This window comes from Mesorhizobium sp. P2_D5 (genome assembly GCF_056404355.1).
This window is the reverse complement of the sequence record NZ_JBFUEE010000002.1, coordinates 1,011,194-1,023,741: the sequence shown is the minus strand read 5'-3', so window position 1 is coordinate 1,023,741 and position 12,548 is coordinate 1,011,194. Positions and strand designations below refer to the sequence as shown.

Annotated in this window: 14 protein-coding genes; 11 read left to right on the top strand and 3 right to left on the bottom strand. The window is 62.1% G+C overall.

Annotated features, from left to right (window positions below):
• Positions 1 to 87: 87 nt before the first annotated feature.
• On the bottom strand, positions 88 to 1,083 hold the full coding sequence (locus AC1DYW_RS11595; protein ID WP_477226230.1) for a bifunctional helix-turn-helix transcriptional regulator/GNAT family N-acetyltransferase: 996 nt from the start codon (positions 1,081 to 1,083) through the stop codon (positions 88 to 90).
• Positions 1,084 to 1,240: 157 nt separating this feature from the next.
• On the opposite strand from AC1DYW_RS11595, the gene AC1DYW_RS11590 reads away from it, so the two are divergent.
• The 8 genes from AC1DYW_RS11590 to AC1DYW_RS11555 all read left to right on the top strand — a co-directional run bounded on the left by AC1DYW_RS11590 (position 1,241) and on the right by AC1DYW_RS11555 (position 9,144).
• Complete coding sequence (locus AC1DYW_RS11590; protein ID WP_477226229.1) at positions 1,241 to 1,525, top strand: acylphosphatase; 285 nt, start codon at positions 1,241 to 1,243, stop codon at positions 1,523 to 1,525.
• Between the two features lie 74 nt (positions 1,526 to 1,599).
• Complete coding sequence (locus AC1DYW_RS11585) at positions 1,600 to 2,259, top strand: TetR/AcrR family transcriptional regulator (protein ID WP_457153681.1); 660 nt, start codon at positions 1,600 to 1,602, stop codon at positions 2,257 to 2,259.
• 63 nt (positions 2,260 to 2,322) lie between these two features.
• Entirely contained in the window at positions 2,323 to 3,486 is a 1,164-nt protein-coding gene (locus AC1DYW_RS11580) for an isovaleryl-CoA dehydrogenase (protein ID WP_477226228.1), read from the top strand.
• Positions 3,487 to 3,643: 157 nt separating this feature from the next.
• Complete coding sequence (locus AC1DYW_RS11575) at positions 3,644 to 4,471, top strand: DUF1444 family protein (RefSeq protein WP_477226227.1); 828 nt, start codon at positions 3,644 to 3,646, stop codon at positions 4,469 to 4,471.
• A 9-nt stretch (positions 4,472 to 4,480) separates the two neighbouring features.
• Complete coding sequence (locus AC1DYW_RS11570) at positions 4,481 to 6,088, top strand: carboxyl transferase domain-containing protein (RefSeq protein ID WP_477226226.1); 1,608 nt, start codon at positions 4,481 to 4,483, stop codon at positions 6,086 to 6,088.
• Between the two features lies 1 nt (position 6,089).
• Complete coding sequence (locus AC1DYW_RS11565) at positions 6,090 to 6,617, top strand: O-acetyl-ADP-ribose deacetylase (RefSeq protein WP_477226225.1); 528 nt, start codon at positions 6,090 to 6,092, stop codon at positions 6,615 to 6,617.
• 174 nt (positions 6,618 to 6,791) lie between these two features.
• Positions 6,792 to 7,115 (top strand): hypothetical protein, encoded by a 324-nt coding sequence (locus tag AC1DYW_RS11560; protein ID WP_477226224.1) that lies wholly within the window; start codon positions 6,792 to 6,794, stop codon positions 7,113 to 7,115.
• 46 nt (positions 7,116 to 7,161) lie between these two features.
• Complete coding sequence (locus AC1DYW_RS11555) at positions 7,162 to 9,144, top strand: acetyl/propionyl/methylcrotonyl-CoA carboxylase subunit alpha (RefSeq protein ID WP_477226223.1); 1,983 nt, start codon at positions 7,162 to 7,164, stop codon at positions 9,142 to 9,144.
• A gap of 87 nt (positions 9,145 to 9,231) precedes the next feature.
• Here AC1DYW_RS11555 and AC1DYW_RS11550 read toward each other — a convergent pair whose 3' ends face one another.
• Positions 9,232 to 10,353, bottom strand: a complete 1,122-nt coding sequence (locus tag AC1DYW_RS11550) for an ABC transporter substrate-binding protein (protein WP_457153860.1) — start codon at positions 10,351 to 10,353, stop codon at positions 9,232 to 9,234.
• 443 nt (positions 10,354 to 10,796) lie between these two features.
• Complete coding sequence (locus AC1DYW_RS11545; protein ID WP_010915070.1) at positions 10,797 to 11,063, bottom strand: SEL1-like repeat protein; 267 nt, start codon at positions 11,061 to 11,063, stop codon at positions 10,797 to 10,799.
• Between the two features lie 448 nt (positions 11,064 to 11,511).
• Between AC1DYW_RS11545 and AC1DYW_RS11540 the strand changes: the two genes are divergently transcribed.
• The 3 genes from AC1DYW_RS11540 (at position 11,512) to AC1DYW_RS11530 (ending at position 12,473) form a co-directional block, all read left to right on the top strand.
• Positions 11,512 to 11,853, top strand: a complete 342-nt coding sequence (locus AC1DYW_RS11540; RefSeq protein WP_095081730.1) for a DUF2147 domain-containing protein — start codon at positions 11,512 to 11,514, stop codon at positions 11,851 to 11,853.
• A gap of 227 nt (positions 11,854 to 12,080) precedes the next feature.
• Positions 12,081 to 12,239, top strand: a complete 159-nt coding sequence (locus AC1DYW_RS11535) for a hypothetical protein (RefSeq protein WP_167458833.1) — start codon at positions 12,081 to 12,083, stop codon at positions 12,237 to 12,239.
• A gap of 39 nt (positions 12,240 to 12,278) precedes the next feature.
• Entirely contained in the window at positions 12,279 to 12,473 is a 195-nt protein-coding gene (locus tag AC1DYW_RS11530; protein ID WP_140717102.1) for a hypothetical protein, read from the top strand.
• The last annotated feature ends 75 nt before the right edge of the window (positions 12,474 to 12,548 follow it).

The window sequence follows — 12,548 nt, the reverse complement described above, 5'->3', positions numbered from 1 at the left end:
TGGAATCGGGATGGAACATTCTTGTTTCAGCGCGATCTTCCGAAAACCGGCACCCACTTTTCGGGATCATGCAAGGCCGGATCGCGCTTACAAATCCAGCTCCCAGGTCTGGCCGGTCAAGTCCTTGCCAAAGCTGTGGTGGCGCTCCTCCGAGACCAGCCTGAAACCGGCGCGCTCATAGATCGCGCGCGCCGCGACGAGGATGTCGTTGGTCCACAGCACCAATCGCTTGTAGCCGCACGCGCGGGCCTGGCTCACGCAATCCGCGACCAGGCGCTTGCCGATGCCCAGGCCGCGCGCCGCCGCCTCCACATGCAGCATCCTCAGCTTGGCCACCTCGTCGTCCAGATGAACCAGGAACACCGCGCCAACCGGCTCCCCGCTGCCGCGTTCGGCAATCCAGCAGAAATCGCGGCCGGGCACGAAATTGCGAATGAAGTCGGCGCCGATTTCGGCAAGCATGGCTTCGAACTCGATGCTCCAGCCATATTCATCGGCGTAGAGCTGGGCCTGCCGCTGCACGACCCAGCCGACGTCGCCGACGCGGTGCGGCCGCAAGGTCACCGCGCCGTTTTCGCTGGCGGGATCACCCAGCAATTCCCCGGCCTTGCGCAAAGCGCCGCCCAGTTCGTGCAGCCTGTCGTCGGGGATGCTTTCAATCAGCCGCGCGGTGTCCCGGTCAGCCGCCGCCTGAAGCCTCGCAAGAGCGGCCTCGCCCCTGGACGTCAGCGAGAGAACCCTTCGGCGCCGGTCGGCGGGATCCGTCCGGGCCTCGGTCAGCCCCTCGCCGGCAAATTTGCGCAAGATCCGCGTCAGATAGGCGGCATCGACACGCAATTGGCTGGCGATTTCGGAGGCCGCCGGGCCGTTCTCCAGCCGAAATGCTCCGGCCAGGAAACCGCGTTCGCCGGCGATCTCGGCCGAAGCCGGGCGGCTGTGGCGGCCGAGTTCGAACAGCACCCGCGCCTCGGTCAGGGTGAACGCGCTCTGGGTCAAGGTCTCGTCGAGAAGGCCGACGGTGCGGGTGTAGAACCGGTTGAAATGGCGGATCTGCGCCACCAATGCGTTGCGTTCGTCCAACATCTGCGTCCAACCCCGATATGGCGGCTCCATTTTCCCAAATTAATGGACTGAGTCAACTAACTTTCAAAAACCGAAGCGCCCAACGTCGTGCGCGCAATTCAGGTTGCATTCCCTACGCCATGCGCCAGATTCCACGGAGACAGGCTAGGAGAGATTCATGGCTGGTCATCGCAGGGAAATACGGGCGCGCGTCTACGGCAATGTGCAAGGCGTCGGCTTCAGGATCTGGGTACGGGGCGAGGCCACGAGCCTTGGCCTTGCGGGCTGGGTTCGCAATGAAGCGGACGGATCAGTAACGACCCAGATTGCAGGCCTCGATGAAGCAGTCTCGACAATGATCGGGCGACTGTGGAAAGGGCCGTCCGAGGCGTCGGTTTCCAGGGTCGACGTCGAGGAGTTGGCAGCCAGAAACGCTTCTGTTGGGTTCAGGATTGTCGTATGACGACGGATTTGGCTCGGGCACCCTTGAATTAATTGAACGTTCGTTTTATTATTGTCCCGCAAAAAGGGGCTGACATGGCGCGCACCACCGGATCCGACGGCGAAAAGACCGAAGCGACCATCCGCGAGGCGGCCGTCAATCTGATCGCGCGGTTTGGCTACGAGGCGATGTCGATGCGCCAGCTCGCCGCTGAAGTCGGCGTGCAGGCAGCGGCGCTCTACCGCTATTTTCCGACCAAGGAAGGGCTTCTGTTCACGCTGATGCGCGAGCATATGGAAGGCCTGACCGACGCATGGGAAGCAGCCCGCCCAACCAGCACGGATCCCGTGCAGCGGCTCGCCGCCTATGTCGAAAACCACATCGCTTTTCACATCGAACGTCGGCATGCCACGCATGTGTCGAACATGGAATTGCGCAGCTTGTCGCCCGAAAGGCTGACGCAGATCCTGCGCCTGCGCACGGCCTACGAAAAGGAGCTGCGCGCCATCCTGCGCGATGGCGCCGAGGCCGGCGTCTTCAACATCGATGACACCGGGCTGACGGCCATGGCGCTGATCCAGATGATGACCGGCGTCATCGTCTGGTTTCGGCCGGGCGAGCGGCTGTCGATCACTGAAGTGACGGCGACATATCTTTCAATGACAATGCGCCTGGTTGGAGCAGAAACCGCCGGCGAGACGACCCATGGCAGCGCGCGCGCCCTCGGACGCGCGAGAGACACCGCGGCACTTTGATTTCGCGTATGCTCCTTCGAAGATCGAGAGGGATCTTCGGGGTCATGCGGGCAGGAGGAAGGCATGTACACGAACACGCTCAGCTTCGGGCATGACGAGGATATCGAGGCGCTGCGCGATATGGTGCGGCGCTTCGCCCAGGACAGGATCGCGCCGGTCGCCGCCGATATCGACCGCTCGAACGAATTCCCGGCGCATCTGTGGGGCGAACTTGGCGCGCTCGGGCTGCTCGGCATCACCGCCGACCCCGATTTCGGCGGCAGCGGCATGGGCTATCTTGCGCATGTTATCGCTGTCGAGGAGATCTCCCGCGCGTCGGCTTCCGTCGGCCTTTCCTACGGCGCCCATTCCAATCTCTGCGTCAACCAGATCAATCGCTGGGCGACGCCGGCGCAGAAGGAGAAATTTCTCCCTGCCCTGTGTTCCGGCGAGCGCGTCGGTGCGCTGGCGATGTCGGAATCCGGTGCCGGCTCGGACGTCGTCTCGCTCAAGCTGCACGCCGAAAAGCGCAATGACCGCTATGTGCTCAACGGGACGAAGATGTGGATCACCAACGGGCCGGATGCCGGGACGCTGGTCGTCTATGCCAAGACCGATCCGGATCGGAAATCGCGTGGCATCACCGCCTTCATCGTCGAGAAAGCGATGGCCGGGTTCTCCGTGGCGCAGAAACTCGACAAGCTCGGCATGCGTGGCTCCAACACCGGCGAGTTGGTGTTCGAGAACGTCGAAGTGCCGTTCGATAATGTGCTGCATGAGGAAGGCCGCGGCGTCGAGGTGCTGATGTCGGGCCTCGACTACGAGCGCACCGTGCTCGCCGGCGGGCCGATCGGCCTGATGGCGGCGTGCCTGGACGTGGCGATCCCCTATGTGCATGAGCGCAAGCAGTTCGGCCAGGCGATCGGCGAATTCCAGCTGGTTCAGGGCAAGCTCGCCGATATGTACACGACGATGAACGCCGCGCGCGCCTACGTCTATGCCGTCGCCGCCGCTTGCGATCGCGGCCAGACGACGCGCAAGGACGCCGCCGGCTGCGTGCTGTTTGCCGCGGAAAAGGCAACGCAGATGGCGCTCGATGCTCTCCAGCTGCTGGGCGGCAATGGCTACACCAACGACTATCCCACCGGCCGGTTGTTGCGCGACGCCAAGCTCTACGAAATCGGCGCCGGCACCAGCGAGATCCGCCGCTGGCTGATCGGGCGGGAAATCATGGCGGAGGGGGTGTGATGTCGCCGCGCAAAGACTGGAACCGCGTCCGTGACAATGTGGATTGCTCGCCACGGCAAATAGCTGTCTCTTCAACCACTGCGGCATACGGAGATAGGCGAGGCGAAAGATGGTTCCGCGACCAGTGCATCCCGTGACCAGGCGCAGGCTATTGTCGATGATTCTTTCCACGCTCTTTGCCAGCATGCCGCGGCGAGCCAAGGCACAGAAGCAGCGCTTTCCCGACATAGCGGAATTCAGAGGCCTTGTGATTGCCGCCATCAGGCGGCAACCGGGTGTAGACAGTGTGGCTGCGGATCCATCTGATCCGGCGAGGATCAATTCGAAGATCGACGATGTCGAAGTAGGGTCGGATGTCACGAACCTGTTTGGCTATTTGAATTCGTACCCCGAAGAAGACGCCGACGCCGCCATAGAGCGGTTCGCCCGAGCTTTGGCGGAAGCTCAACTCTCCAAGATCGGAGAGAACAATCTCGTCGCCGTGATCCGAACCCAGCAGCATATCGATCAACTCAAATCGATGGGTATGGATCTGCTGTATGAGCCGTTGGTTGGCGAACTTGCGGTCGTATACATGGCCGACCTTCCCGACTCGCTATCACCCGTTGCGCCAAAGGATTTCCCCGCACGGGCGCTGTCTGATTTGCGCGTTATAGCGCTGAACAACGTCAAAAAATGGCTGCCCAAAATCGTCTCCGACGGCGGGTCCGATATCCTTCATCTGTACTACGTCGACGGCAATACGATGCTTTCAACGAGCCTCGTTCTGCTCGATGAATTCTGGCTTTCGATCAGTGCGAAATTCCCCGGCGACGTCTTGTTCGCGGTGCCGCGCCGTGACCAATTGTTCGTCTTCAACGCAAGCAATCCGAAGGCGCAAAACGCGGCCAGACAGATAATAGACGTTACATTCAAGGATGGCTTCAATCTGCTGTCCGACAAGATTTTCGAGCGCCGTAACGGCAAGCTCCTGGCTCAAGCGTAGAGTTTGGCAATGGCGGTATTGCAAACCCAGATCTCCCCTTTCTCCGACACCTTTCGCGCCAATGCCGAGCGCATGCGGGTGCTGGTCGCCGACATTGCGGACAAGGCTGCAAGCGTCGAGCGCGGTGGCTCGGAGGAGGCACGTGAGCGCCACGTCTCGCGTGGCAAGCTGTTGCCGCGCGAGCGCCTTGCGCAGTTGCTGGACATCGGCTCGCCCTTCCTCGAGATTGGCCAGTTCGCCGCATGGTCGATGTATGGCGAGGAGATTTCCGCGGCCGGCATGATCGCCGGCATCGGTCGCGTCGAAGGCACCGAGGTCATGGTCGTCGTCAACGACGCGACGGTGAAGGGCGGCACCTATTATCCGCTGACGGTGAAGAAGCATCTGCGGGCGCAGGAGATCGCGCTGCAGAACAATTTGCCTTGCATCTATCTGGTCGACAGCGGCGGCGCCAATCTGCCCAACCAGGACGAGGTGTTTCCCGATCGCGAGCATTTCGGCCGCATCTTCTACAACCAGGCCAACATGTCGGCGGCCGGCATCCCGCAGATCGCCTGCGTCATGGGTTCCTGCACGGCGGGCGGCGCCTATGTGCCGGCGATGTCCGACGAGACGATCATGGTGCGCAACCAGGCGACCATCTTCCTCGGCGGCCCGCCGCTGGTGAAAGCGGCCACTGGTGAAGACGTCAGCGCCGAAGACCTCGGCGGCGCGGACGTGCACACGCGGCTTTCCGGCGTTGCCGACCACTATGCGCTGGATGACGACCATGCGCTTGCCATCTGCCGCCGTATCGTCAAAAACCTGAATCGGAACAAGACTGTACGGCTGCACTTACAGAAATCGATTCCGCCGCTTCACGCAGCCGATGAACTCTACGGCATCGTGCCGACGGACCTGCGCCAGCCCTATGACGTGCGCGAAGTGATCGCGCGCGTCGTCGATGGCTCCGAATTCGACGAGTTCAAGCAGAACTACGGCACCACGCTGATCACCGGCTTTGCCCATCTCCATGGCATGCCGGTCGGCATCATCGCCAACAATGGCGTGCTGTTCTCCGAGAGCGCGCTGAAGGGCGCGCACTTCATCGAATTGTGCTGCCAGCGCAAGATCCCGCTGGTCTTCCTGCAGAACATCACCGGCTTCATGGTCGGTCGGAAATACGAAGCGGGCGGCATCGCCAAGGACGGCGCCAAGCTGGTGATGGCGGTCGCCACCGCCAGGGTGCCGAAGGTGACTGTCATCATCGGCGGTTCGTTCGGCGCCGGCAATTACGGCATGTGCGGCCGCGCCTATTCACCGCGCTTCCTGTGGATGTGGCCGAACGCCCGCATCTCGGTGATGGGCGGCGAGCAGGCAGCGACGGTGCTCGCCATGGTCAAGCGCGAAGGCATCGAGCGCAAGGGTGGCGAATGGGGCGCCGAGGAGGAGGCAAAATTCAAGAAGCCGATCCTGATGAAATACGAGCATGAGGGCCATCCGCTCTACTCGTCCGCCCGCCTTTGGGACGACGGCATCATCGACCCGGCGAAGACGCGCGACGTGCTGGCGCTCAGCCTGTCCGCCGCGCTCAACGCCGAGATCGAAGAGACGCGCTTCGGCGTGTTCAGGATGTGACATGAACGACCGTCCGCGGATCCAGGTTCATGCCGGCGACATCACCAAGCTGGCTGTCGACGCCATCGTCAACGCCGCCAACACCTCGCTTCTCGGTGGTGGCGGGGTCGATGGTGCTATTCATCGCGCGGCCGGCCGTGAGCTCGAGTTCGAATGCCGCATGCTGAACGGATGCAAGGTCGGCGAAGCCAAGATCACCAAGGGGTACAAACTTCTCGCGCGGCACATCATCCACACGGTCGGGCCGGTCTGGCAAGGCGGCGGCAAGGGTGAAGCCGAACTACTGGCCTCTTGCTATATCCGCTCGCTCGAACTCGCCACGGCCAATGATTGCCGCACGGTGGCGTTTCCGGCGATCTCGACGGGTGTCTACCGCTACCCAAAAGATGAGGCGACGCAGATCGCCTTCGACACGGTCAGCACGTTCATCGAGAAACGAACAATGCCGGAAACCGTCACTTTCTGCTGCTTCGACGACCAAACGGCTGAACTATACCGGCAGGCCGTTGCTGCCCTGCGAAAGGGCTGAACTGCATGGGCCAACCGATTCACCAGCATAGGCAAACTCGAATCTCCGCTGGCGAGCTGGCGGGGAGGCAAAATATTCGCTATCGCTCATCCTGCACAGTGCAATGGGGACAGGGCGGAAATGAAACTGAAATATTGCCGAAAGACGATTGCGTCGATACTTGCAAGTTTGCTTATGTTCGCAACTCATGGCGTCGGCTCGGCGGAATCGCTGGCAGGCAAGATGGGCGACAAGCGGTTTTCTCCGACCTTGTCGCTCGACCCGAAGGAAGCCTGCTACAAATCCTACCTCGCCTATATCGCGGCGAGCGGCCATTCAGCCTACGCCACGACGTTCTATTCACGCGTCGTCGATCTCCACATTTTCTGCAGCGTAAAGCTGAACGCACCTTCGCAGAAGGCCGCCGAGGAGACTGCGTTGCGTATCTGTCGGAGCGGCTTCGTCAGGTGGAAGGTCAAGACCGCAAGCGGCGGCTGCGCGATCGCTGCGTCGAAGTAAGCCGGCGGCCAGACTGGCGCCGCCCGAGGCAGACCCGGGAGGCTCCATGTTCGCCAAGATCCTGATCGCCAATCGCGGCGAGATCGCTTGTCGTGTGATCCGCACGGCGCGCAAGCTGGGCGTGCACACCGTCGCCGTCTATTCGGATGCCGATGCGAAATCCCTGCATGTCGAGTTGGCCGATGAAGCCGTGCGCATCGGCCCCTCGCCCGTCGGCGAAAGCTATCTGCGTGGCGACAAGATTGTCGCCGCGGCCCTGGCGACGGGCGCGCAAGCCATCCATCCCGGCTACGGCTTTCTGTCGGAAAACCCCGATTTCGTCGACCAGGTGGTGGCGGCGGGGTTGGTTTTCATCGGTCCGTCGGCGGCCTCGATCCGGGCCATGGGGCTGAAGGATGCCGCCAAGCGGCTGATGGAAAAGGCCGGCGTGCCGGTGGTGCCGGGCTACCATGGCGAGGCGCAGGAGATCGTGCTGCTGGCCTCCAAGGCGCGCGAGATCGGCTATCCCGTGCTGATCAAGGCGCGTGCCGGCGGCGGCGGCAAGGGCATGCGCCGGGTCGAGCATCCCGATGAGTTTTCCGAGGCGCTGTCCAGTGCGCGCCGCGAGGCAAAGGCCGCTTTCGGTGATGACCGCGTGCTGGTCGAGAAATATGTCGACAAGCCGCGCCATATCGAGGTGCAGGTGTTCGGCGACAACTTCGGCAATGCCGTGCATCTCTATGAGCGCGACTGCTCGGCGCAGCGCCGCCACCAGAAGGTGATCGAGGAAGCCCCCGCACCCGGCATGACCCCGGCGCTGCGCAAGGCGATGACGGATGCGGCGGTTAAAGCCGCCAAGGCGATCAATTATTCCGGCGCCGGCACCATCGAGTTCATCGTCGATGCCTCGCAAGGCCTGAAGGCCGACCGCTTCTGGTTCATGGAAATGAACACCCGCCTGCAGGTCGAACACCCGGTCACCGAAATGGTCACCGGCACCGACCTGGTCGAGTGGCAGTTGCGGGTCGCCAGCGGCGAAAAGCTGCCGAAGACGCAGAACGAGATCGCGCTTACCGGCCATGCCTTCGAGGCGCGCATCTATGCCGAGGATGCGACAAAGGGGTTCCTGCCGGCGACCGGCACCTTGCATCATCTGAAGTTTCCGGACGCGGCCCCTGAAGGCGCCACGATGCGCATCGAGACCGGCGTCCGGGCCGGTGATGCCATCTCGCCCTATTACGACCCGATGATCGCCAAGCTGGTCGTCCACGCAAAGGACAGGCAGGCTGCCCTGGAAGCGCTCGGCGCGGCGCTGTCGCAAACCGAGATCGCCGGCTCGACCGTCAACACCGCCTTTCTTGTCGCTCTGGCCGCCGATCCGGACTTTGCCGCTGGCGATGTCGACACCAGCTTGATCGCCCGGCATCAACCGGCACTGACCGAGGTCGCGCCGCCGAGCGACGAGACCGTTGCGGCAGCCGCGCTTGCGGCTTCTGGTGCCGGCGCATGGCCGTCGTCGAGCGACCCCTGGTCGTCGCTTGCCGGCTACGCGCATTTCCACAGCGTGGCCCGGCGCACACGGCTGAAGTTCGGCGAAATCGATATCGCGGCAAGGGTTTCGATGCGACCGGACGGGCGGTTCCAGGTGGCGCTGGACGAGCCCTACGACAACGCCAACGCGCATGATTTTCGCGCCACTCCACGCCTCGCCCGCTGGCCCGGCCATATCACGGTGTTCGAAGGCGCCGTTGGCTATACCTTTACCGTGCCGGACCCGCTGGCGCGGGCGGATGAGGCGGCGGCAGGCGCCGGCAGCCTGCGCGCGCCGATGCCGGGGCTGGTCAAGCTGGTGCGCGCGGCCAAAGGCGATGCGGTGATCAAAGGCCAGCCGCTGCTGATCCTTGAAGCGATGAAGATGGAGCACACCATCGCCGCGCCGCATGACGGGGTGATCGCCGAGATTGCCACCGAAGGCGCGCAGGTCACCGACGGAACGGTGCTGGTGCGGTTCGTCGAGGACCAGAGCGCCCCGACCGCAGCCGCAAGCTGACAGTCGAAAGCGGACGACGGATTGCAAAGAAAAATGGCCGGGACGAACCGGCCATTTCCTTATGCTTATGTGGTCGCCAGGCGACGATTACTGCGCGATCGGCGCGTATTTGCCGTCATGCCACTGGTTGATGTCATAGCTGGCATTCTTGAGGTCGCCCTTCTCGTCGAAGGTGACGTTGCCAACAACGGTGCTGATCGGCGTGCCGTTCTTCAACGCTTCGGCAACCTTGCCCGGATCGTCGCTGCCGGCACGCTTGACGCCTTCGGCGAAAGCCTGGACCACCGCGTAGGAGAACAGCGTGAAGCCTTCCGGTACGAAGCCGCCCGCCTTGATCTTCTCGACGGCTGCCTTGGCTTCAGGCTTTGCCTGCGGATCCGACGGGAAGACGAACATGGTGCCCTCGCCGGCCGGGCCGGCAACCTGCCAGAATTCCGGCGAAGCGATGGAGTCCGGCATGATCAGCTGGAACTTCAGGTTCTGTTCCGCCGACTGGCGCAGGATCAGGCCGGCTTCAGGATGATAACCGCCGAAATAGACGACGTCCGCCTTCAGATCCTTGAGCTTGGTGACGAGAGCCGAATAGTCCTTCTCGCCGGCATTGATGCCGTCATAATACACCTCCTTGAGGCCACCGGCATTCATGGTTGCCCTGACGGCGTCAGCCACGCCCTGTCCGTAGGCGCTCTTGTCGTGCAGGACGACGACGTTCTTGCCGGCAAACTTCTTGGCGATCCATGGGCCTATGAAGGCACCCTGCGCATCGTCACGCGTATAAAGGCGCATGATCGTCGGCCATCCGGCCTTGGCCGCCGCGTCGGTCAGCACCGGGTTTGACGAGGCCGGGCTCATCATCAGGGCGCCGGCTTCGGCATAGACGGCAGAGGCCGGGATGCTCGAACCCGAACAGGCATGGCCATCGACGAACTTGACGCCATCGGCGACGATGCGGTTGGCGACCGACACGGCCTGCTTGGGATCGCACTGGTCGTCCTGGATACTCAGCTTGATCTGGCGACCGTCGACACCGCCCGCCGCGTTGATCGCGTCAGCAGCGGCCTGTGCGCCCTGCTTGAACTGATCGCCGATGGTGGCGAGTTGTCCGGTCATCGGACCGACCACCGCAAAGGTGAGGTCGTCGGCGAATGCGACCGGCGCACTCATCATCAGGCCAAAAACGGCCGCGCTCAAAATACTCATTTTTTTCATGGTGATAGAACTCCTCCACTCACGCGCGGCCGCCCGGCCGCGCTTCTTCCAGAGAGGCGGGACAATTTCATCCTTCACCGGGCCTGTCTAGGCGCATCGGCGGCACTCGATTGGGCCTGCAAGACGTCATCAACGCAAAAAAGCCACGCCAGCCTTGTTTCGGCTGATCGTGGCTTTTTGCTCGTCAAGCGGCCCCAAGCGCCCCCGCGCCCCGAAATCCCGCTCGCCTTCCCGCATCGCGCGACTAAGCCTGGCCGGCCTGTCGCGTTCTTCTTATCTCTTGTTTGAGCCTGATTTCCGAAAACCGGATTCCACTTTTCGGGATCGTGCTCCAGGTCGTCGACCGTCTTGCGCGGCCTTCCATTCCGCCGGGTCTGGCCGTCTGTGCGGTCTTGATCCCGGGCTTCCCTGTCTTGGATAGGTCTATCCGCTGTCGGCGGATCTCAGTGCATGGTCATCCATTCGCGAGCTTCGCGAAGCGCCTTGGCGATCTCGACCTTCGACATCGCCGCCGACAGTTCGGAGCGCAGTTCCGCAGCGCGGGCCGAACCCTTGATCGCGGCGATGTTGAACCATTTGTGGGCGGCAACGACATCGGTCTCGCAATCGCGGCCAGTCGCATACATCATGCCCAGTTCGAAAAGGATGTCGGCCTGGGCAGTTGCCCCCATGGCGCCGAAGCCTGCTTCAAGCATTTCAAAACGTGCCATTTCAATCCCCTGTTCTTGGCCCTGTCTGGCTCCCGAGAGCTGCCTTCGTTTGTCCTTGCGGGCTGCTCTTCCGATGCTTTCGAGAATGCCGTGGAGGCTTGAATCCGTCGTTAAATGGCGTGCTTAATTTGAGGAAAACAAAGCTAAAACAAGAGGTAAACGCGGAAATTCATTAAGGATACAAAACCAGCAATCGGGCCGGTTTTCTTCAAATTCGACGAAAATTTTCGCGGCAGGAATCAACACTCCGCTAACCACGGGAAACAAACACGATCCGCGGATGCTTTCCTTTCTTGCCCGTGCGGCCCGCGTGGGCGCCTTCAGAATCCCGGAATCTTACGCGGCGGCACCACTTTTGTTTTGCCGGGAGCTGGATTAGCTTACGTTTGCGTAAGCGGCAGACCGGCGAGGGCGGAGCGTCGGCCGGATATCCAAAGGGAGGAAGCCCATGTTTCGAAAAGTGAGCCTGGCCCTGGCGGCCACATTGATCATGGCGGGTGCGGCGTGCGCCGATCCGATCGAAGGCAATTGGAAGACACAGGCGGGAGATACCGCAGCCATCGCGGGCAGCGACACGTTTTCCATCACGCTCAAGTCCGGCAAATTTGCCGGCAAGACCATCGGCTCGCTCAAGGCCGCCGGCGACAACAAATATGCCGGCAACATCACCGATCCGGCAAACGACAAGACCTATTCAGGCAAGGCGACATTGTCGGGCACCTCGCTCAAGATGAGCGGCTGCGTGCTTGGCGGACTGATCTGCAAGAGCCAGACCTGGCACAAGCTCTGATCGACCGCATCCTCACGACATGAAAACGGGGCCTCGATGGGCCCCGTTTTTATTTGTCCAGGCGCTAGGTGCCCATGCGTGGTTCGCCTCGCACCGCACCCGCCGGAACTAACGCCGGCACCGTCAGAAACCCCATCAACCAATTTGAACCGCAGATGAACGCCGGCATCAGAGCCGGTTCAGTCGCGCTCGGGCATTCTCCTGCGTGTTGAAGGAGACACGACCCAATGCTTGCTCGCCGCTTCACCATCGTCTGCCTGCTGATGAGCCTGTTTGGAATGTTCTTCGCCATCCTCGTCGCCGAAACGGGCCGTCCGGCCCGCGCCTGGGACGAAGCCAGTTCCAGAACCTGTCGCCTCGCCTGCCCCACCCACCTTCGCAACTGAAAAAAGAAACCAAGACCTCGAAAAGAAAAGCAGAACACCATGAACCGCATCGCCGCCAACACTCTCAAGACCCTTCGGCTTCTGCCGCGGGCGGCGCTTATCCTGATGGTTCTGGCTGCTCCGGTTCTGGCTGTGCCGATGATGCGCGCCGATGCCGGCTCGACGATCGAAGCGCCAGCCTTGAGGAAGTCAGGCGTTGGCTTCGTGCTCCTGGTCAGCCTGCAGCGCGGTTGAAGAAAAAGGACGCTTTGGCCGCCTTCGGTCGCGACACCCCTCCCAAGTGCCGATCCAAGTCTCTATATTGAGCCA